Annotated in this window: 21 protein-coding genes; 13 read left to right on the top strand and 8 right to left on the bottom strand. The window is 68.6% G+C overall.

Annotated elements, in window-relative coordinates; genetic code table 11:
* The first annotated feature begins 2 nt into the window (after positions 1–2).
* The 6 genes from COC42_RS10645 (at position 3) to COC42_RS10620 (ending at position 6,643) form a co-directional block, all read left to right on the top strand.
* Complete coding sequence (locus COC42_RS10645) at positions 3–479, top strand: dihydrofolate reductase (protein ID WP_245844046.1); 477 nt, start codon at positions 3–5, stop codon at positions 477–479.
* On the top strand, positions 476–1,675 hold the full coding sequence (locus tag COC42_RS10640; protein WP_096343331.1) for a dipeptidase: 1,200 nt from the start codon (positions 476–478) through the stop codon (positions 1,673–1,675). Before COC42_RS10645 ends, COC42_RS10640 begins: the two co-directional genes overlap by 4 nt.
* Before the next feature lie 8 nt (positions 1,676–1,683).
* Complete coding sequence (locus COC42_RS10635; protein ID WP_096343330.1) at positions 1,684–2,613, top strand: bifunctional riboflavin kinase/FAD synthetase; 930 nt, start codon at positions 1,684–1,686, stop codon at positions 2,611–2,613.
* An 85-nt stretch (positions 2,614–2,698) separates the two neighbouring features.
* Positions 2,699–5,698 carry an isoleucine--tRNA ligase gene (gene ileS / locus COC42_RS10630; protein ID WP_096343329.1) on the top strand — a complete coding sequence of 1,000 codons (3,000 nt, stop codon included), beginning with the start codon at positions 2,699–2,701 and terminating at the stop codon, positions 5,696–5,698.
* Positions 5,698–6,216, top strand: a complete 519-nt coding sequence (lspA, locus tag COC42_RS10625; protein ID WP_096343328.1) for a signal peptidase II — start codon at positions 5,698–5,700, stop codon at positions 6,214–6,216. The genes ileS and lspA overlap by 1 nt, the downstream gene beginning before the upstream one ends.
* Positions 6,209–6,643 (top strand): DUF3035 domain-containing protein, encoded by a 435-nt coding sequence (locus tag COC42_RS10620; protein ID WP_096343327.1) that lies wholly within the window; start codon positions 6,209–6,211, stop codon positions 6,641–6,643. The genes lspA and COC42_RS10620 overlap by 8 nt, the downstream gene beginning before the upstream one ends.
* A 67-nt stretch (positions 6,644–6,710) precedes the next feature.
* On the opposite strand, the gene COC42_RS10615 is transcribed toward COC42_RS10620, so the two are convergent.
* The 4 genes from COC42_RS10615 to COC42_RS10600 all read right to left on the bottom strand — a co-directional run bounded on the left by COC42_RS10615 (position 6,711) and on the right by COC42_RS10600 (position 9,143).
* Positions 6,711–7,559, bottom strand: a complete 849-nt coding sequence (locus COC42_RS10615) for a TorF family putative porin (RefSeq protein ID WP_096343326.1) — start codon at positions 7,557–7,559, stop codon at positions 6,711–6,713.
* Between the two features lie 206 nt (positions 7,560–7,765).
* Positions 7,766–8,230, bottom strand: coding sequence for a RidA family protein (locus tag COC42_RS10610; protein WP_096343325.1), 465 nt, complete (start codon positions 8,228–8,230; stop codon positions 7,766–7,768).
* Positions 8,227–8,868, bottom strand: coding sequence for a hypothetical protein (locus COC42_RS10605; protein WP_096343324.1), 642 nt, complete (start codon positions 8,866–8,868; stop codon positions 8,227–8,229). The genes COC42_RS10610 and COC42_RS10605 overlap by 4 nt, the downstream gene beginning before the upstream one ends.
* Positions 8,865–9,143: a DUF3572 domain-containing protein gene (locus COC42_RS10600; protein WP_096343323.1), complete on the bottom strand. Its 279-nt coding sequence runs from the start codon at positions 9,141–9,143 to the stop codon at positions 8,865–8,867. The genes COC42_RS10605 and COC42_RS10600 overlap by 4 nt, the downstream gene beginning before the upstream one ends.
* Positions 9,144–9,179: 36 nt before the next feature.
* On the opposite strand from COC42_RS10600, the gene COC42_RS10595 reads away from it, so the two are divergent.
* Positions 9,180–9,554, top strand: coding sequence for a response regulator (locus COC42_RS10595; RefSeq protein WP_096344136.1), 375 nt, complete (start codon positions 9,180–9,182; stop codon positions 9,552–9,554).
* Positions 9,555–9,557: 3 nt separating this feature from the next.
* Here the strand turns inward: COC42_RS10595 and hemA are convergent, their stop codons facing one another.
* Positions 9,558–10,802 carry a 5-aminolevulinate synthase gene (gene hemA, locus COC42_RS10590; RefSeq protein ID WP_096343322.1) on the bottom strand — a complete coding sequence of 415 codons (1,245 nt, stop codon included), beginning with the start codon at positions 10,800–10,802 and terminating at the stop codon, positions 9,558–9,560.
* A gap of 225 nt (positions 10,803–11,027) precedes the next feature.
* Between hemA and COC42_RS17675 the strand changes: the two genes are divergently transcribed.
* A complete protein-coding gene (locus COC42_RS17675; protein WP_176484637.1) occupies positions 11,028–11,198 on the top strand; it encodes a hypothetical protein in 171 nt (56 codons plus the stop codon).
* Between the two features lie 62 nt (positions 11,199–11,260).
* Here COC42_RS17675 and rpoZ read toward each other — a convergent pair whose 3' ends face one another.
* Positions 11,261–11,605: a DNA-directed RNA polymerase subunit omega gene (gene rpoZ, locus COC42_RS10585; protein WP_096343321.1), complete on the bottom strand. Its 345-nt coding sequence runs from the start codon at positions 11,603–11,605 to the stop codon at positions 11,261–11,263.
* A gap of 125 nt (positions 11,606–11,730) precedes the next feature.
* Here rpoZ and COC42_RS10580 point away from each other — a divergent pair, with 125 nt between their 5' ends.
* A complete protein-coding gene (locus COC42_RS10580; protein WP_096343320.1) occupies positions 11,731–12,933 on the top strand; it encodes a phospholipase D-like domain-containing protein in 1,203 nt (400 codons plus the stop codon).
* On the opposite strand, the gene gpmA is transcribed toward COC42_RS10580, so the two are convergent.
* A complete protein-coding gene (gene gpmA, locus COC42_RS10575) occupies positions 12,915–13,601 on the bottom strand; it encodes a 2,3-diphosphoglycerate-dependent phosphoglycerate mutase (RefSeq protein WP_096343319.1) in 687 nt (228 codons plus the stop codon). The two genes, COC42_RS10580 and gpmA, sit on opposite strands and share 19 nt — an antisense overlap.
* Positions 13,602–13,671: 70 nt before the next feature.
* Here gpmA and COC42_RS10570 point away from each other — a divergent pair, with 70 nt between their 5' ends.
* Together COC42_RS10570 and COC42_RS10565 are read left to right on the top strand one after the other, a co-directional pair.
* On the top strand, positions 13,672–14,397 hold the full coding sequence (locus COC42_RS10570) for a dienelactone hydrolase family protein (protein WP_096343318.1): 726 nt from the start codon (positions 13,672–13,674) through the stop codon (positions 14,395–14,397).
* Complete coding sequence (locus COC42_RS10565; RefSeq protein WP_096343317.1) at positions 14,394–15,437, top strand: DUF2332 domain-containing protein; 1,044 nt, start codon at positions 14,394–14,396, stop codon at positions 15,435–15,437. The genes COC42_RS10570 and COC42_RS10565 overlap by 4 nt, the downstream gene beginning before the upstream one ends.
* A 39-nt stretch (positions 15,438–15,476) precedes the next feature.
* Here COC42_RS10565 and COC42_RS10560 read toward each other — a convergent pair whose 3' ends face one another.
* A complete protein-coding gene (locus COC42_RS10560) occupies positions 15,477–16,181 on the bottom strand; it encodes a GDSL-type esterase/lipase family protein (protein WP_176484636.1) in 705 nt (234 codons plus the stop codon).
* Positions 16,182–16,363: 182 nt separating this feature from the next.
* On the opposite strand from COC42_RS10560, the gene COC42_RS10555 reads away from it, so the two are divergent.
* Both COC42_RS10555 and COC42_RS10550 read left to right on the top strand, forming a co-directional pair.
* Positions 16,364–16,756, top strand: coding sequence for a MerC domain-containing protein (locus COC42_RS10555; protein ID WP_096343315.1), 393 nt, complete (start codon positions 16,364–16,366; stop codon positions 16,754–16,756).
* An 82-nt stretch (positions 16,757–16,838) separates the two neighbouring features.
* Positions 16,839–18,758, top strand: coding sequence for a CocE/NonD family hydrolase (locus tag COC42_RS10550; protein ID WP_096343314.1), 1,920 nt, complete (start codon positions 16,839–16,841; stop codon positions 18,756–18,758).
* Positions 18,759–18,819 lie beyond the last annotated feature (61 nt).

Genomic DNA, 18,819 nt, shown 5'->3' with positions numbered 1-18,819 from the left:
GCGTGCAGCACATCGTCTTCTATCTCGCGCGCGCGGCCAATGGCGTGATCGGCCGCGATGGCGACCTTCCCTGGCGCCTTCCCGCCGATCTCAGGCGGTTCAAGGCGATGACCCTCGGCAAGCCGATGGTGATGGGCCGCAAGACCTTCGACAGCTTTCCCAGCCCCCTGCCCGGCCGCCGCCACATCGTCCTCACCCGCGACCGCGACTGGCGGGCGGCGGGCGCCGAAGTCGCCCACACCCCCGCCGACGCCCTCGCCCTCGCGGCGGACGCGCCGGAGGTCGCGGTGATCGGCGGGGCAGAGATCTTCGCCCTCTTCCTCGACGCCGCCACCCGCATCGAACTGACGGAGGTCCACGCTCGGCCCGAAGGCGACGCGACCGTCCCCCCCTTCACCGGCTGGCGCGAAGTTGCGCGCGCGGACTACCCCGCCGAGGGCGACCGCCCCGCCTACAGCTTCGTGACGCTGGTGCGATGAAGCGCGCCGCCCTCATCGCCCTCGCCACCCTCATCGCGGCGCTCGCTGCCTTCTTCACCTTCGCCCCCGGCATCGCCGAGCGATCGATGAACAGGATCGCCCCCACCCCGCTCCCCACCGTCACCCCCGCGACCAAGGCCCTCCACGACCAACTGACGATCGCCGACCTCCACGCAGACTCATTGTTGTGGAAACGAGACATCTCAAAGGCTTCCGACCAGGGCCATGTCGATATCCCCCGCCTGCTCGCCGGCAATGTCGCGGTCCAGATCTTCTCCTCGGTGACGAAGACGCCCGCGGGCCAGAACTACGACGCCAACGGCAGCAATACCGACCAGATCAAATGGCTCGCGATCGGCCAGCTCCAGCCGGTCAAGACCTGGACCTCGCTCCTCGAACGCTCGCTCTGGCACGCGACCAAGCTCGAACGCGCGGAGGCACGCTCGAACGGCACCCTCCGCATCATCAACGAACCCGCAGAACTCGGCGCTCTGCTCGCCGACCGCGCCCAAGGCCGAAAGGTCGTCGGCGCCGTCCTCTCCATCGAAGGTCTCCATAACCTCGAGGGCAAGCTCGCCAATCTCGACAGACTGCACGCCGCCGGCTTCCGCATGGCCGGCCTTGCCCACTTCTTCGACAATGAAGTGGCGGGCTCGATGCACGGCCTCGCGAAAGGCGGCCTCACCCTGTTCGGCCGACAGGTGATCCGCCGGATGGAGGCGCTCGGCATGATCGTCGACGTCGCCCATTCGAGTCACCGGAGCGTCGCCGAAGCCCTCGCCATCGCCCGCCGGCCCGTCGTCTCCAGCCATGGCGGCGTCCAGGCGACATGCCGCGTCAACCGCAACCTCACCGATGCGGAGATCAAGGGCATCGCCCGCACCGGCGGCGTGATCGGCGTCGGATACTGGGACGCCGCCGTCTGCTCGACCGCCCCCAAGGCCATCGTCGCCGCGATCGAGCATGTGCGCGACGTTGCCGGCATCGACCATGTCGGCCTCGGCTCCGACTTCGACGGCAGCGTGACGACGGGCTTCGACACCTCGCGCCTCGCCGTCATCACCCAGACGCTTCGCGACCGCGGCTTCTCCGACGCCGACATCGCCAAGGTGATGGGCGGCAATGTCGTCCGTGTCCTGCGCGCCGGGATGCGGCCCCTAGGCCCCTCTTCCCCCTCCCCGCCCGCCCCCCTATAGGCGCGCCGATGGAGCGTCTGGACGGCGGCTCGCCGGTGCCGGCGGGCCTGCGCGGCGGAATCGTCGCGCTCGGCAATTTCGACGGATTTCACCTCGGCCACCAGGCGGTGATCGGCCGCGCGATCGAGCGTGCGCGGGGCGAAGGCCGCCCGGCGATCGTCGCGACCTTCGACCCGCACCCGATGGGGTACTTCCGCCCCGCCACCCCGCCCTTCCGCCTGACGACGCTCGACCAGCGGCAGGACCTGTTCGCCGCGGCGGGCGCCGACGCGATGCTCGTCTTCCCTTTCGGCCCCGCCCTCGCCGCGCAAAGCCCCGAGCAGTTCGCCGCTCACCTCGCCGACATGATCGGCGCGGGCGGCGTCGTCACCGGCACCGACTTCACCTTCGGCAAGGGTCGCGCGGGCGACGTCGCGCGCCTTGCCGAGCTGGGCGCCGCGCACGACTTCTCGACTGATACCGTCGCCCCCGTGACGCTGGGCGGCGAGCCGGTCTCGTCGAGCCGCATCCGCCAGCACCTGATCGCGGGCGAGCCGGGCGACGCCGCCCGCCTCCTCACCCGGCCCTTCACGATCCGTGGCGAGGTGGAGCACGGCGCCAAGCTCGGTCGCCAGCTCGGCTACCCGACGGCCAACCTCCGCCTCGGCCAGTATCTCCGCCCCCGCTACGGCATCTACGCCGTGCGCGGCACGCTCCCCGACGGCACCATCCTCGACGGCGCGGCCAATCTCGGCATCCGCCCGACGATCGAGGGCGAGCCCGTCGAGCTGCTCGAACCCTATTTCCTCGACTTTACGGGCGACCTCTACGGCCGGACGATCGACGTTGCCCTGATCGCGTTTCTGCGGCCCGAGGCGAAGTTCGACGACCTCGACGCGCTCAAGGTCCAGATGGCGAACGACGTCGAAGAGGCCCGCGCGATCCTGTCGCGCACCTAGTACCCCGGCGAGGGTAGGGGCCTTGCCTCCCCGCCAACATCGCATTTGTCCCCCCGCCCGCCTTTCGCTAAGGCCGCGCGCACCCATGACCGACAGCACCGACCCCACCCGCGACTGGCGCGACACCGTCTTCCTGCCGAAGACCGACTTCCCGATGAAGGCGGGCCTCGCGCAAAAGGAGCCCGCCATCCTCGACCGCTGGGCGCGGATCGGCATCTACGATCGCCTTCGTGAGCAGCGCGCCGGCCGCGAACGCTTCATCCTCCACGACGGCCCGCCCTACGCCAATGGCGACATCCATATGGGCCACGCGATGAACAAGGTGCTGAAGGACATCATCGCCCGCAGCCAGTCGCTGATGGGCAAGGACGCGCCCTACGTCCCCGGCTGGGACTGTCACGGCCTGCCGATCGAATGGAAGATCGAGGAAGCGTACCGCGCGAAGAAGAAGTCGAAGGACGAGGTGCCCGCCGCCGAGTTCCGCGCCGAATGCCGCGAATACGCCGCCAAATGGGTGGGCGTGCAGGCCGCGCAGTTCGAGCGGCTGGGCATCGCCGGCGACTGGGCGAACCCCTACCTCACGATGAACTACGCCAGCGAAGCCGCGATCGCCGGCGAGCTTTTGAAGTTCGCCATGTCGGGCCAGCTCTATCGCGGCGCCAAGCCCGTCATGTGGTCCCCCGTCGAAAAGACCGCGCTGGCCGAGGCCGAGGTCGAGTATGAAGACGTCACCTCGACCCAGATCGACGTGGCGTTCGAGATCACGCACGCCCCCAACGCGCCCGAACTGGTCGGCGCGCACGCGGTCATCTGGACGACGACGCCGTGGACGATCCCGGTCAACCAGGCTTTGGCTTATGGGCAGGAGATCGAATATGTGCTGCTGTCAGTCACCGCTGATACGGTTGGCGTCGGCGCGGCAGGCGATAAGCGGGTCAATGAAGTATTGGCGAAAGCCGGTTTGCCGTTCCACACGAACCGCATTTCAAAGTTCCTCGTCGCGAAAGATCTAACGACATCATTTGCTGACCGTATCAACGCGGCGGCCAAGGCGCTCGACTTCGGCGATGTCGGTGCACCCTCGTTGCAAGAGTACGTTGATCCTTACTCGCCTTTCGATGAATCGATCAAAGGCACCGCCCTCGCCGGCGCCATCGCCCGCCACCCGATGCACCATCTCGGCGGCTTCTTCGCCAAGCCCCGCCCGTTCCTCGCTGGCGACTTCGTCACCACCGACGCGGGCACCGGCCTCGTCCACATGGCGCCCGATCACGGCGAGGACGACTTCGCGCTGTGCAAGGCGAACGGCATCGACCCCGTGTTCGCCGTCACCGACGACGGCAAGTACCGCGACGACTGGGCATGGCTCGGCGGTCAGGGCAGCGTCATCAACCAGAAGTTCACCGGCCCTGAAGGCCCGATCTGCGAAGGCCTGCGCGCGGCCGGCGCGCTTCTCTCCGCCGCGCCGTTCCAGCACAGCTACCCGCACAGCTGGCGGTCGAAGGCGCGCGTGATCTTCCGCTGCACGCCCCAGTGGTTCATCCCGATGGACCGTCCCGCAACCGGCGCCCGCACCCCTGGCAGCGCCGCTGACGAACTGCCGGGCTTCGCCGCCGCCGCGGGCTTCGGCGCGATCGTCAATCCGGCGACCAGCGACAACGCCCCCACCCTCCGCGAACTCGCCCTCGACGCGATCGAGCGCACCCGCTGGGTCCCCGGCCGGGCGCAGAACCGCATCCGCTCGATGGTCGAGGGGCGGCCCGACTGGGTCATCAGCCGCCAGCGCGCCTGGGGCGTGCCGATCCCGCTCTACGTCAACCGCAAGACCGGCGACTATCTGCGTGACGAAGCCGTCAACGCCCGCATCCTCGCCGCGTTCGAGGCGGGCGGCGCCGACGCGTGGTTCGCCGCCGACCATCAGGCGCTCCTCGGCCCCGACCACGACCTCGCCGATTACGAGGTGGTCAACGACATCCTCGACGTGTGGTTCGACTCCGGCTCGACGCACGTCTTCACCGTCGAGGCGCGCTATGGCGAGGGCGTCCGCGCCGACCTCTATGTCGAGGGGTCGGACCAGCATCGCGGCTGGTTCCAGTCGTCGCTCCTCGAAAGCTGCGGCACCCGCGGCCGCGCGCCCTATGACGCCGTTCTCACTCACGGCTTCGCGCTCGACGGCAACGGGCGAAAGATGTCGAAGAGCCTCGGCAACGTCGTCGATCCGCTCAAGATCATCGGCGAGAGCGGCGCCGACATCCTCCGTCTCTGGGTCGCGCAGACCGATTATTTCGAGGATGTGCGCATCGGCAAGGAAGTGCTGGCGGGCACCGGCGATACCTATCGCAAGCTGCGCAACACCTTCCGCTACCTGCTCGGCGCGCTCGACGGCTTTACCGATGCCGAGCGTGTGGACGTGGCCGAGATGCCCGCGCTCGAGCGCTATATCCTCTCCGAGCTGACGCGCCTCGACGCCGAGCTGCGCGCCGCGGCCGAGGCGTTCGAGTTCAACCGCTACACCCGCGCGCTCGCCGACTTCGCCAACGACGACCTGTCGGCCTTCTTCTTCGATATCCGCAAGGATTCGCTCTACTGCGACGCGGCCGACAGCCCGAAGCGCCGCGCCTACCGCACCGTCCTCGACACGCTGTTCCACGCGCTCGTCCGCTACGCCGCTCCCGTTCTCGCCTTCACGGCGGAGGAAGTGTGGCAGGCGCGCTTCCCGTCGGAGGACGGCTCGGTCCATTTCCTCGAATGGCCCGAGCTGCCGGCGCTGCCCGGGGATCTGCCGCTCGGCACCGAATGGGCGGATTTGCGCCGCCTGCGCGAGGCGGTGACCGAGGCGATCGAGCCGCTCCGCCGCGAGAAGGTCGTGCGCTCCAGCCTCGAGGCCGAGGTGACGCTGCCCGAGCTGCCGCTGCGCGCCGACGATCTGGCCGAGCTCTTCATCACCTCGACCGTCCATGCCGGCGGCGACGGCATCGCGATCGCGCGAAGCGAGCATCACAAGTGCGGCCGCTGCTGGCGCCTCCTGCCCGAGGTTGCCGAGGACGGCGCGCTGTGCCACCGCTGCGAGGAGGTGGTGAAGTGATGACGTCCGCGCGCAACTGGGGCTTCCGCATCGCAGGAGCGGTCTTCCTCGTCGATCAGCTCACCAAGTGGCTGGTGACGGGCCCGCTCGGCATCGACCGGATCGGCGCGGTCAAGCCGCTGATCAGCATCTTCGACCTGCGCTTCGTGCCCAATGTCGGCGTGTCGCTCGGCCTGCTGCCCGCCGATTCGAGCTGGATGCGCTGGGCGCTCGTCCTCTTGACCGGCGCGATCGCCGTGGGCGTCGCGATCTGGATGCGGCGCGAGGCGAACCCCCGCGACAAGGCCGCGCTCGCGCTCGTCCTCGGCGGAGCGCTCGGCAACATCCTCGACCGCATCCGCTTCGGCTATGTGGTGGACTTCGCCGACCTGCATTTCGGCGAGTGGCGGCCATTTCTCGTCTTCAACGTGGCCGACGCTGCGATTACCATCGGCGTCATCATTCTTCTGATCCGTGCCCTGTTCGTGCGCAGCGACAAGCCGGCGGCGCCCGCTCCTGTGGAGAAACCCAATGCGTAAGATGTTCGCGCTCGGCCTCGTGGCCCTTTCCCTCGCCGGCTGCGGCAAGAGCGGCCTCGACCGCGACCGGCCGGATGAATTCGCGACGGCCCGTCAGGCCCCGCTGGTGATCCCGCCCGACTTTGCACTCGTACCGCCGCAGCCCGGCGCGCCCCGACCGCAAGACGTCAGTCCCTCGGTGCAGGCCGCCGACGCGCTGTTTGGCGGCCCGGCCCCGCGCAGCGCCGGCGAAAGCGCCGCGATCCGCGCCGCGGGTGGCAGCTCGGCCGATCCGGGCGTGCGCTCGGCCGTGGGCGACCCCTCGACCAACGTCATCGACAAGGGCACGACGGTCCGCGACGTCGTCGCCGCCCCTCAGGGCGACGGTCAGGATGCACGCGCCGTCGCCGGCACGCCTGCCCCCGCGACCACGCCGCCGCAGAACTGAAAAAGGGCTTGCACGAAAAGGGCTGCGCTTCGAGTAGAAGCGCAGCCCTTTTCGCATTCGCCGCAGATCAGAACGCGGCGGTTAGCGACACCACGATCGTCCCGTCGGCGATGCTGCCGGTGCCGTCCTGCCCCTTGCTGAAGCTGGGCTGGAGATAGGCCCCATCGGCCTCGCTGATGTCGGTGTCGATGTACGAAACGCCCAGCGTCAGGTTCTTGAACGTCAGGTCGGCACCCAGCGTCCAGTCCCAATACTGCCCGGTCGGCGCCACGCTGGTCGCGTTGGGACCGAGGCCGGCATTGCCGTCCGAATAGCCGATATGGCCACGCAGCGAGATCGGCGTGTTGGGTATCGCCGCGACCGCATCGCCCGACAGATAGAGGTTGTCCTCCTTGTCGCCTGGATCATTGTAGACGCCCGCCGCCGCGTCAGCGCCGGTGAAGTACCAGCGGCCAAGCGCTTCCTGCTGCGGCGCATAGAAGACGCCTGCGGTCAGCGTGACAGGGCCGGTGGTGCCCGACAGCTTGATGTAGGGCTCGGCGAAGTCGGTCTTGTCCGCGCCGCCGGGATACATGTACCAGGTGACGCCGACGTCGAGTGTACCACCGCCCCCGATCGGGGTCTTGAAGCCGCCGATCAGGTCGAGCTCCATGTTGCCACCGCCGAACGTGCCCCAGCCCGACAGGTTGGAGCCCCAGGTGCCTACATAGAAGCCGCTTTCGTGGGCGATGGTGATGCCCCCCTGGATCGCCATTTCCTTGTCGCTCTGCGAAACGCCGCGGAAGCGATAGTCGGAAGCGAGTGCGACACTGCCCGATACCGTCACCGGCTCGGGGGGGGCGGTTTCCTCCTGCGCGAGGGCAGGGGTAGCGCAAACGACAAACAGGGCCGAAAGCCCGAGATTAGAGAACCGCATCGTTGGCCCTTTCATTAAGAGGCGATGGTTCTCTCCTGCTGCCGGGATGCCGCGTCTGTCAGAGGTGCTGAAAGCACGCGCGATCGTTCACCGACGACGCCGATGTGCCGCAACATGCCGCAGTGCACAAGGCTTCAACGCTGTCCTATGTCACAAAAGGAATGCAGCTGTGGCCCAGCCGCAACAAAAGTTGCGCGCGCAACCGGTCAGCGGACGGCGATGATCGCGTCGATCTCGACGACCGCACCCAGCGGCAGCACCGCGACGCCCACCGCGCTCCGAGCATGGCGGCCGATGTCACCGAGAAGGTCGATCATCAGCTCGGACGCGCCGTTGGCGACTTTGGCCTGGTCGGTGAAGCCCGGTGCCGAATTGACGAAAACGCCAAGCTTCACGACCCGCTCGATCCGCGACAGGTCGCCGCTCAGCGCCCGCTTCGCCTGTGCCAGCAGCATCAGCGCACAGCGCTTGGCCGCTTCCTGCGCAAAGCCCAGCTCGCGGTCCTCGCCGACGCGGCCCATCATCAACGCGCCGTCATCGAAGGGTAGCTGGCCGGAAATGTGAAGCAGTCCACCATGCTCGACCGCAGGTACATAGGCCGCGACCGGCGCGGCGGCTTCAGGAAGCGAGAGGCCGAGTTCGGCGAGGCGGGTTTCGATGCGCGTGCTCATGCCGTCGCTCTGCCCGCCACCGCATCGGCGGGCAAGCCCGAAGCGAAGCGCGCCTCGATCCAGTCCGCTGCCTCGCGCCAATCGTCGATCCGTGCGTGTGCGGTCGGGGCCTTGGGCACTAGCGGGGCAAGGTCCGGCTCGGCCACCATGTGCAGCCGATGGACGCCCGGCGCCGCCTCAGCGACCGAGGCGTGATGGACGCCCAGATCATCTACGAACACCGTCACCGGCCGGCCGTGCTCGGCGACCAGCCGCGCGACTGCCGCGCCCTTACCGCCCTGGTTGCACTCGACGCGGTGCGCGATGCCGTGTGCGGCAAGCTGCTCGACCCGGTGGGTCTGGCAGTGGTCCTCCAGATTGGTGAGCACGACGATGTCAGCCGTTTCGGCAATCCGCGCCAGCGCCTCTCGCGCATGCGGGACGATCGTCTGGCGATGCATCTGATCTGGGAAGAACCCGCCGAGCAGCGCCCACATCTCGCGCTGTGTCGGCCGTGACCCATCCGCCCGCTTCATGGCATTCGCGAAATCGTGCGTGAAGGTGAAGTCGATCCGATGCGCCTCGTTCAGCCAGCCGCGAAAATGCCGCACCATGTGCAGCAGCACCTCGTCGCAGTCGGTGATCAGCAGCGGCCTCATTCGCCCTCCAGCCGCATCCGCGCCTGCACGAGGACCGCCGGCTCGACACCCAGCGCGTCGGCACAGGCGATCAGGTCGGGCTCGTGCGCTTCGATGAACGAAAGCACCGCCGCCAGTGTCGCCGCCTCGCCCGCCCGCGCGCGGAGACCTGCCGGATCGAGCCCCGTCGTCGCCAGCAGCCGGTCGGCGCGCGTCCCGTCGCTTACCGCCCAGCCCAGCGCCCCCAGCGCGATCGCGCGCGGATCGGGTTCGGCATTTGTCTCACGGATCGGCATCGAATAGGGCTGGCCTTGATGGACGAAGCCGCCGCCTTGCCGCGCCCCGTGCTGGTTGTCGAGGACAACGAGCTCAACCTCAAGCTGTTCTGCGACCTGCTCCGGGCGCACGGTTTCGCACCGACGCCGGTGCGCGACGGGCGCGAGGCGGTGGCGAGGGCGCGGGAAAGCGCACCCGATCTGATCGTCACCGACATCCAGTTGCCGCACGTTACCGGCCTCGAGCTCATCCAGCGATTCCGTGCCGATCCGCGGCTGAAAAGCGTGCCGATCATGGCCGTCACGGCCTATGCCGGGCACGAGGACGAGGCGCGCATCCGCGCCGCGGGCGCGACCGCCTATGTCTCCAAACCCATTTCGGTGCTGCGTTTCATCGAGGAAGTCCGAAACCTCCTCGACCCGCCCGCCTGAGCGTCACGCGGCCGCGCGCATCTCCAGGCGGCCCCAGATCTCGACCAACGCTTGTGTCAGCTCGCGCATCATCGCTTGCGTATGCGCCGGCCCTGGGGTGAAGCGCAACCGCTCGGTTCCGCGCGGCACCGTGGGATAATTGATCGGCTGGACGTAGACGCCGTATTCGGCAAGCAGGATGTCGCTGATCCGCTTGGCGCGGACGGGATCGCCGACCATCAGCGGCACGATATGCGTCGTCGTCGGCATTACCGGCAGCCCGGCCTCCTCGAACATCGCCTTCAACCGCGCCGCCGCCGCCTGCTGCCCCTCGCGCTCGGTGCTGGAGGCCTTGAGGTGACGCACGCTTGCCAGCACGCCAGCGACCAGCACGGGCGACAGGCTGGTGGTGAAGATAAAGCCCGGCGCATAGCTGCGGATCACGTCGACGATCGTCTGGTCCGCGGCGATGTACCCGCCCATCACCCCGAACGCCTTGCCCAGCGTTCCCTCGATGATCGTCAGCCGGTGCGCCGCCTCGTCCCGCTCCGAAATCCCGCCACCGCGTGCACCGTACATGCCGACCGCGTGCACCTCATCGAGGTAGGTGAGCGCATTATATTTGTCGGCCAGGTCGCAGATCGCGTGAATGGGCGCGACATCGCCGTCCATTGAATAGACGCTCTCGAAGGCGATCAGCTTGGGCACCGAGGGGTCCTCGGCCGCAAGCAGCGACTCGAGATGCGCGAGGTCGTTGTGCCGGAACACACGCTTCTCGCAGCCCGAATTACGGATCCCCGCGATCATCGAGGCGTGATTGAGTTCGTCGGAAAAGACGACGCAGCCAGGCAGCACCTTGGCCAGCGTCGATAGCGTCGCCTCGTTCGAGACATAGCCAGAGGTGAAGAGCAGCGCCGCTTCCTTGCCGTGCAGGTCAGCCAGCTCGGCCTCCAGATCGACATGGTAATGCGTATTGCCGCCGATGTTGCGCGTGCCGCCCGAGCCGGCGCCCACGTCGTGCAGCGCGTCCTCCATCGCCGCGATCACCTTGGGGTGCTGGCCCATCGCGAGATAGTCGTTCGAGCACCAGACGGTGATCGGTTTCGGCCCATTATGCCCGGCAAAGCAGCGCGCATTGGGGTATGCGCCCTTGTTGCGAAGGATGTCGATGAAGACGCGGTAGCGCCCCTCGGCATGCAGCCGGTCGATGGCCTGGGCGAAGACTCGGCCGTAATCGACCGCGGGGGGCTGGTTACGCGCCTCGATCATGCGGCGGCCCGATACGCGATTTTGTCGCCGCTTTCCAGCGCGAACGGTTCGCATCATGGGGCGGGACGAGGTCGTCGTGCGACCGCTTTACAGCGACTTATCCTCGATCATATTGGCCCTGCGATCAGTATGATAGAGAAACTTCATCGCCGGCGCGTGGACCCTTCCGAGCATGCCGGCGGCTGAGAGACCGACCGCGCTCCCGCTTGGCAGAGGAGCATCGTCATGGAACCGCAGGACCGCAACTACTATCTGACCCGCGCCGAGCAGGAGCGCGCTGTCGCCAACCGCTGCACCGACGTGACCGCGCGCCGCGTGCACGAAGAGTTGGCCGGCCGCTATGTCGAGCTGGCCGAACTTGCGCGCGCAGTGCCTCCTTCACCTCGTGCTGCCTGACACGAAAAGGGCCGCCACTCGGGATCGAGCGGCGGCCCTTTTCAGAATGACGAAGCGGCAGTTCAGCCGTCGTAGTCGCCGCCCGCATTCTGATTGCGCGGCGGCGCGGCGGCGGTGAGGCGCAGTGCCTCGGCCGAGGCCGACAGCGAACCGATCTCGTCGGGCGCTTCCTCGTCGTCGATCTGCACGCGCTGCAGGCTCGACACCAGCGCCTCGTGCATCGCATCGGGCCGGACCGTCTCCTCGGCGATTTCGCGCAGCGCGACCACCGGGTTCTTGTCGCGATCGCGATCGAGCGTCAGCTCGGCGCCGCCCGAGATCTGTCGCGCGCGCTGGGCAGCGAGCAGCACCAGGTCGAACCGGTTGGGGATCTTGTCGACGCAATCCTCGACGGTGACGCGCGCCATGAACGCTTCCTTCGCTTGATACCGATGGGTTCGGGAAAGCGTGCGAGCTAGAGCGGCAGCCCGCCAAAGTCAAGATTTTGCGCGCCTGCGTTGCGCCCTCGTCCGCCGCGGGCCATGGGTGGCGCATGGCCGAACCGCCCGAACAGCCGACATTCGTGGTCGCGGGCAACGCCATCCGCCTGCTCGACACCGGCCCACGCCGGATGCAGGCGCTGCTCGACCTGATCGGCGGCGCGCAACAGACTCTGCGCGTGCTCTACTATATCTACGAGGATGACGAGGCGGGCCGCGCCGTCGGCGCCGCGCTGATCGCCGCCGCGACGCGCGGCGTGCAGGTCTCGCTGATCGTCGACGGCCTCGGCAGCGAACCGGCCGCCCGCGCGCATTTCTTCGCCCCGCTGGAGGCGGCAGGGATCGAGGTCTGCCGCTTCATCCCGCGCTACGGCCGCAAATATCTGCTGCGCAACCACCAGAAGTTGGCGCTTGCCGACGAGTCGCGCGTCATCATCGGCGGCTTCAACATCAAGGCCGATTATTTCGGCGTGCCCGATGCAGCGGGCGAAGCATGGCGCGACCTCGGCCTCCATCTCGACGGCCCCGCCGCCGGCCGGCTCGCCCGCTATTTCGACGCGCTCGCCCGCTGGAGCAGAAACGAGCGCGCGCCCGTCCGCACCCTCGCCCGGGTCCTGCGCCGCTACAGCGAGGCGGAGGGCGAGGTGCGCTGGCTGATGGGCGGCCCGGCTCGCCGATTATCGCCTTGGGCGCGCGCGATCCGGCGGGAGATACGCGCCGCGGCGATAGCCGGCGAGCGCATCGACCTCATCGCTGCCTATTTCGCCCCCGGTCCGTCCATGCTGCGCCGCCTGCGTCGGGCGGCGCGCCGGGGTGTGGTCAACGTCGTCCTGCCCGCCGTGACCGACAACTATATGGCAATCTGGGCGTCACGCTTCACCTATGCCGGGCTGCTGCGCCGCGGCGTGCGCATCTGGGAGTATCAGGCGACCAAGCTTCACACCAAGCTCGTCGCGATCGGCGGCGTGGTGCATATCGGCTCGGCCAATTTCGATATCCGCAGCCTGTTCCTCAACCTCGAGCTCATGCTCCGGATCGAGAACCCCGCCTTCACCGCGCACGTCCGCGCCTATGTCGATGGCGAGATCGCCGACTCGCGCCGGATCACGCGCGAGGATCACCGCGCCGCGATGACCCTCTGGACGCGCCTCAAGCAGGCAGCCGCCTATGCCGTGATGGCGGTCATCGACCCGCAGATCAGCCGCCGGCTGATCGCCTGGGGCGAGCGCCGCCGCCCTCAGCGCTCGGACAGATAGTATCGGTCGATCGCGTTCATCTTGTCATCGAGCTGGTACACGATCGGCTGCCCCGTCGGGATCTCGAGGCTGGCGATATTGGCGTCGGAAATGCCCGACAGGTGCTTGAGCAGCGCGCGCAGCGAGTTGCCGTGCGCCGACACGAGCACGCGCTTGCCCGCCTTGAGCTCGGGCGCGATCCGCGTTTCCCAATAGGGGAGCACGCGCGCGATCGTATCCTTCAGGCTCTCGGTCGCGGGGATCGGGATACCGGCATAGCGGCGGTCGCCCGTGAGGTCGAAGGCGCTCCCCGCCTCGGGCAGCGGCGGCGGGATGTCGAAGCTGCGACGCCAGATCTTGACCTGCTCGTCGCCGTGGCGCGCCGCGGTCTCGGCCTTGTCGAGGCCGGTCAGGCCGCCATAATGCCGCTCGTTCAGCCGCCAGTTCTTCTCGACCGGCAGCCACAGCCGGCCCATCGCCTCCAGCGCGATATTGAGCGTCTTGATCGCCCGCGTCTGGAAGCTCGTGAAGCACTGGTCGAAGTCGAGCCCTTTGGCCGCCAGCGCCTCGCCGGCCGCGCGCGCTTCCTCGACGCCCTGCTCGGTGAGATCGACGTCCCACCAGCCGGTGAAGCGGTTCTCGAGGTTCCAGGCCGACTGGCCATGGCGAATGAGGACGAGTGTCGGCATATCTGCTCCCCGAAGAGGTTCGGCCCGTCCATACCGATTGCGGCGCGGCTGGCAAACCGGAGGCAGAGCGATGGCGATCCAGCGACGCGAGCTTGTCTATGACGGCCCCGGCGGCCCGTTCGAGGGCGTTCTCGCCTTCGATCCCGACGCCGGCGAAGCGCGCCCCGGCGTGCTGATCGTCCCCAACGTGCTGGGCCAGAAGGAGGCGGACAACCTCGTCGCCGAACGCCTCGCCGCGCTCGGCTATGTCGGCCTTGCCGCCGACGTGTTCGGCCAGGGCAAGCGGACGACGCGCGAGTCGCCAGACCCTGCCCGCTACATGAACCAGCTCAACGCCGACCGCCCCCTGCTGCGCGACCGCCTCCACGCCAGCCTGGCCGCGCTCAAGGCACAGCCCGAGGTCGACCCCGCACGCACCGCGGCGATCGGCTATTGCTTCGGCGGCAAATGCGTCCTCGACCTCGCCCGCTCGGGCGCCGACCTTCGCGCGGTCGTTTCGTTTCACGGTATCTTCGACCGGCCGAGCTATGCCAACGTCACTCCGATCGCGCCGCGCATCCTCGTCTGCCACGGCTGGGCCGATCCGCTCGCCCCGCCCGAAAGCGCCGCCGCGCTCACCGCCGAGCTGACCGAGGGCGGCGCGCGGTGGCAGCTCCACGCCTATGGCCATGCCGGGCACGGCTTCACCGACCGGTCGATGCAGGGATCGACGCGCCCCGGCTTCGGCTATGACGCCGATGCTGATGCGTCGAGCTGGGCGGCGATGCAGCGGCTGCTCGCCGAGGCGCTGGCATGAGCGAGCGCGCGGTCCGCAGCGCCTTCCTCGCCCAGGCGGGCTTCTGCGAGGCGATGGACGCGCCGATCACCGGCCGCATCGCCGCCGCGCTGGCCGAGGCGCTCGACGACACGACGCTGACGGGGGGCCGCGTGCTCGGCTGGGCAGGCAATGCGATCGAGGATGCCCTGCCGCTCCGCCTGATCGGCGGCCTTCGCGCGCTGGCGCTGAGAGGCGATGCCCCCGATCTCGCCGCCTTGTTCGAGGGAGCGGGCGAGGCGGTGGCCGTCCTCACCGCGGCGCTGCGCGATCACGACGACGCGCTGCTGCCATGGCTCGACGGCCCGCCGCAGACCAACGAACCGGGGCGCTCGGCCGCGCTGATGCTTGGCCTCATGCTCGCCGCGCGCCGCTTCGGCCACCCGATCGATGTGCTCGAAATCGGGTCGAGCGCGGGCCTCAACCTGCTGATTGGTCGCTATGCCTATGACCTTGGCGGCAGCCGCATCGGTCCCGCCGACTCGCCCGTCACGCTCGCCCCCGACTGGCGCGGTACCTCGCCCGATCCCGTCGAGATCCAGGTCGCGTCGGCTCGCGGCGTCGATGTCGCACCGCTCGACCTCACCCACCCCGCCGACGCCGATCGCCTGCGCGCCTATGTCTGGGCCGATCATCCCGACCGCTATGCGCGCCTCGACGCCGCCATCGCGATGTTCGCCGCCGACCCGCCACTGCTCGAGCGCGGCGACGCCGCCGAATGGGTCGAGGCACGCCTTGCTGAGCCGCAGCCCGCGGTACGCACGCGCGTCTTGATGCACTCGGTCGTCTGGCAGTATCTTGGCCCCGATCGCCAGCAACGCATCGCCGCCGCGCTCGACGCCGCCGGCGCCCGCGCGACCAAGGATCGCCCGCTCGCCTGGGTCCGCCTCGAACCCGACCGCGACCTCGCCCGGCATCAGGTGCACGCGACGCTCTGGCCCGGCGGCGAGACGCACCACCTCGCCGCCAGCCACCCCCACGGCCGCTGGATCTCACCCGCGCAAGCTGGGATCGCCCCTTGACGGCACCCCGCCCTGGCGATCCCTGGGGCGGGGTGCCGGTTACAGCCCCCGCCGCGTCAGGATTGGCGTCAGCACCTTCTCCATCGCCGCATAACCCGCCGCGGTCGGATGCACCCCGTCCCCGGCCAGCGCCGGCGGGATGCCGCCGCGCCCGTCGCCGAGCGCCGGGCCATAATCGACATGGATCGCCCGGGTCTGCCGCGCATAGTCGGCGATCCAGCGGTTGATCTCGGCGATCCGCGCGATCGTCTCCAACCCCGGTCGCCAGGGAAAGGCGGCGGCGGGCGGCACGTTCGCCAGCAGCACGGTGATCCCGTTGGCGCGCGCAAGCGTCGCCATCGCGGCGAGATTGTCATAGGTCTGCTGGCGCGTCATCGGCCCGGTATTGCGCGCGACGTCGTTGGTGCCCGCCATGATGTGGACCGCGCGCGGCTTCAGCGCGATCACGTCGGTCATCATCCGCACCAGCATCTGCGGCGTCGTCTGTCCGCTGATCCCGCGCCCGACCCGGCCCGGCCGGAAGAAGTCCGGCCGCTGGCCACGCCATCCCTCGGTGATCGAATCACCCATGAAGACGATGTCGGTCTTCGCGCCGCTGGCCTTGAGCGCCGCGTTCTCGGTGGCATAGCGGCCGAGCCAGGCCCAGTCCTCGCGCAGGCGGCGATCGGCGGCATCGTCGGCGCGTACCGCCGCGGGAACCAGCGGCAACAGCGCGCCCGCGGCGAAAAGCTGGCGTCGATTCATCAAGACCCTCTCATGACCGGCCGATCCGACCGCGAGCGCATGCCGGTCCTGACGCTCGCGTCCGCGTTTTCTAGGCGGCCGGAACGGCGCGGGAAAGAGCGACGCTCGCAAGGCGATCCGACCCGATACCCTTGACGGTCATGATACATTGTATCATCGGATCACTGGCGAGGGAGACTCCGATGACTGCGCTACGCCTGCCCCGACGCCTGCTCGACGATCTTGCCATTGGCGCCTCGACCCTGTGCCTGATCCATTGCCTCGTCCTGCCAGCGCTGCTCGTGGCGCTGCCGGCGCTGACGACCGTGCTGGCGCTGCCGAGAGCGCTCCATCCGATCGCATTCGCCTTTGCCCTGCCGACGAGCGCGGCGGCGCTGGCGATCGGTTGGCGGCGGCATCAGCGCTGGCGACCAGCCGCGCTCGCGGTTGTCGGCCTCGCGGCGATCGGCCTCGGTGCCTTGGCACCGCTCGGCGAGGCGATCGAGACGCTGGTCACCGTGCCGGGCTCGCTGCTGCTGGCCGCGGCGCACGTCCTTAACGCCCGCGCTGTGCGCCATGCCCGGCCGTTCCGCTAAGGCGCATTGCCGATCCGCGCGCGGCGGCGCACAACCCGCTTCATCGATGCTGTCTCCCTCCCCCGATCAAAGGGTCCGTTCCATGGTCCGGCTGCGCTCGCGTCATCTCTCGCTGCTCACGCTTGCGCTGCTCGCGGCGCTCCCCGCCGGCGCGCAGCAGTTCCCGCCGAGCGACATTCCCGCCAATTTCACCCCGCCGATCGACGCGCGGGACTATGTGAAGCGCGAGGTGATGATCCCGATGCGGGACGGGGTGAAGCTGCATACCGTCATCGTTTATCCCAAGGGGATCACGAACGCGCCGATCGTGCTCACGCGCACGCCCTACAATGCATCGGGCCGGGCCAACCGGATGGACAGCCCGCACATCCTGTCGACCCTGCCGCTTGCGGACGAGGCGTTCGTGAAAGCCGGCTATATTCGCGTCTATCAGGACATTCGCGGCAAGTTCGGGTCAGAGGGCGATTACATCGTCACCCGCCCCGTGCGCGGGCCGCTGAACCCAACGAGCACCGATCACGTTACCGACGCATACGACACGATCGACTGGCTGGTGAACAAGGCGAACCTGCCCGAATCGAACGGCCGCGTCGGCATGATCGGATCGAGCTACGAGGGGTTCACCGTCGTCATGGCGCTCCTGGACCCGCACCCGGCGCTCAAGGTCGCCGCACCCGAAAGCCCGATGATCGACGGCTGGCGCGGCGACGACTGGTTCCACAACGGCGCCTTCCGCCTCGCCAATATCGGCTGGATCGGCTCGCAGACGGGCTACAAGGGTGCGGGACAGGAGCCAGCGACGGGCATCTACGACAATTACGAGGAGTTCCGCCGGCTGGGCGGCGCCAACGAATGGGCGAAGAACTCGGGCTTCGACCAGCTGCCCGCCTGGCAGAAGATGGTGGCGCATCCTGCCTATGACGGCTTCTGGCAGGGGCAGGCGCTCGACAAGCTGCTCGCCGCCAACCCCTCGAACATTCCCACGATCTGGGAACAGGGGCTCTGGGATCAGGAGGACATCTACGGCGCGATCACCGCGTGGGAAGCGCTCAAGGCCAAGGGCAAATCCGGCAACAACTTCCTCGTCATGGGCCCGTGGCGGCACAGCCAGGTCAATCGCGAGGGCCGCTCGCTCGGTCCCTTCCAGTGGAACGGCGACACCGCCGCGCAATTCCGCGAGGAAATGGTGCTGCCGCTCTTCAACCAGTATCTGAAGGACGGCCCGCCCGTGAACCTGCCCGCCGCCACCATCTACAACACCGGCGAGAACAAGTGGGAGCGGTTCGCAAGCTGGCCGCTCGCGTGCGAAGCGGGCTGCGCCGCGCCGCTGACACCCATCTATCTCGCGGCGAACGGCGGCCTTGCCTATGACAGGGGCGCGGCGGGTGCCGACAGCTATGTCAGCGATCCCGACAAGCCCGTCCCGCACCTCCCCCGGCCAGTCAATTTCGCCGACGGCCGCTGGCCCGACTGGCTGGTCAGCGACCAGCGCCATGTCGACGGTCGGCCCGACGTGATGACCTATACCACGCCCGTCCTCACCACGCCCGTGCGCGTGTCGGGCGCCCCCATTGCCGACCTTTATGCCAAGACGACCGGCACCGACGGCGACTTTGTTGTCAAGGTGATCGACGTCTATCCCGACGAGGTGCCGAGCGACACCAAGATGGGCGGCTATCAGCTCGCGGTCAGCCTCGACATCTTCCGCGGCCGCTATCGCGACAGCCTCGAAAAGCCGAGCGCGATTCCCGCGGGCAAGGTCCAGCGCTATCGCTTCCGCCTGCCGACGGTGAACCACGTCTTCCAGCCCGGCCACCGCATCATGGTACAGGTCCAGTCGAGCCTGTTCCCGCTCTACGACCGCAACCCGCAGAAATACGTCCCCAACATCTTCCTCGCGAAGAAGGCCGATTACCAGAAGGCGACCGTGACGCTCGAACGCGGCGGCGCGGCGGCGAGCGCGGTCTGGCTGCCGATCGTCAAGGCGCCGCCCGCGCCCTAACCCGACGGAGTGGGACCCCGCCCTCTCCCCTTTTCGTCACCCCGGGTTTGACCCGGGGTAA

The sequence above is a fragment of the Sphingomonas spermidinifaciens genome (assembly GCF_002351485.1).
GTDB classification, from domain to species: Bacteria; Pseudomonadota; Alphaproteobacteria; order Sphingomonadales; family Sphingomonadaceae; genus Sphingomonas; species Sphingomonas spermidinifaciens.
This window is presented reverse-complemented; position numbering and strand designations above follow the sequence as displayed.

What these genes read in the sequence shown, in the direction of transcription:
- COC42_RS10640 (WP_096343331.1), top strand. Translation starts at nt 476, where the DNA reads ATGAAGCGCGCCGCCCTCATCGCCCTCGCCACCCTCATCGCGGCGCTC.
- COC42_RS10635 (WP_096343330.1), top strand. Translation starts at nt 1,684, where the DNA reads ATGGAGCGTCTGGACGGCGGCTCGCCGGTGCCGGCGGGCCTGCGCGGC.
- ileS (WP_096343329.1), top strand. Translation starts at nt 2,699, where the DNA reads ATGACCGACAGCACCGACCCCACCCGCGACTGGCGCGACACCGTCTTC.
- lspA (WP_096343328.1), top strand. Translation starts at nt 5,698, where the DNA reads ATGACGTCCGCGCGCAACTGGGGCTTCCGCATCGCAGGAGCGGTCTTC.
- COC42_RS10620 (WP_096343327.1), top strand. Translation starts at nt 6,209, where the DNA reads ATGCGTAAGATGTTCGCGCTCGGCCTCGTGGCCCTTTCCCTCGCCGGC.
- COC42_RS10615 (WP_096343326.1), bottom strand. Translation starts at nt 7,559, where the DNA reads ATGCGGTTCTCTAATCTCGGGCTTTCGGCCCTGTTTGTCGTTTGCGCT.
- COC42_RS10610 (WP_096343325.1), bottom strand. Translation starts at nt 8,230, where the DNA reads ATGAGCACGCGCATCGAAACCCGCCTCGCCGAACTCGGCCTCTCGCTT.
- COC42_RS10605 (WP_096343324.1), bottom strand. Translation starts at nt 8,868, where the DNA reads ATGAGGCCGCTGCTGATCACCGACTGCGACGAGGTGCTGCTGCACATG.
- COC42_RS10600 (WP_096343323.1), bottom strand. Translation starts at nt 9,143, where the DNA reads ATGCCGATCCGTGAGACAAATGCCGAACCCGATCCGCGCGCGATCGCG.
- hemA (WP_096343322.1), bottom strand. Translation starts at nt 10,802, where the DNA reads ATGATCGAGGCGCGTAACCAGCCCCCCGCGGTCGATTACGGCCGAGTC.
- COC42_RS17675 (WP_176484637.1), top strand. Translation starts at nt 11,028, where the DNA reads ATGGAACCGCAGGACCGCAACTACTATCTGACCCGCGCCGAGCAGGAG.
- rpoZ (WP_096343321.1), bottom strand. Translation starts at nt 11,605, where the DNA reads ATGGCGCGCGTCACCGTCGAGGATTGCGTCGACAAGATCCCCAACCGG.
- COC42_RS10580 (WP_096343320.1), top strand. Translation starts at nt 11,731, where the DNA reads ATGGCCGAACCGCCCGAACAGCCGACATTCGTGGTCGCGGGCAACGCC.
- gpmA (WP_096343319.1), bottom strand. Translation starts at nt 13,601, where the DNA reads ATGCCGACACTCGTCCTCATTCGCCATGGCCAGTCGGCCTGGAACCTC.
- COC42_RS10570 (WP_096343318.1), top strand. Translation starts at nt 13,672, where the DNA reads ATGGCGATCCAGCGACGCGAGCTTGTCTATGACGGCCCCGGCGGCCCG.
- COC42_RS10565 (WP_096343317.1), top strand. Translation starts at nt 14,394, where the DNA reads ATGAGCGAGCGCGCGGTCCGCAGCGCCTTCCTCGCCCAGGCGGGCTTC.
- COC42_RS10560 (WP_176484636.1), bottom strand. Translation starts at nt 16,181, where the DNA reads ATGAATCGACGCCAGCTTTTCGCCGCGGGCGCGCTGTTGCCGCTGGTT.
- COC42_RS10555 (WP_096343315.1), top strand. Translation starts at nt 16,364, where the DNA reads ATGACTGCGCTACGCCTGCCCCGACGCCTGCTCGACGATCTTGCCATT.
- COC42_RS10550 (WP_096343314.1), top strand. Translation starts at nt 16,839, where the DNA reads ATGGTCCGGCTGCGCTCGCGTCATCTCTCGCTGCTCACGCTTGCGCTG.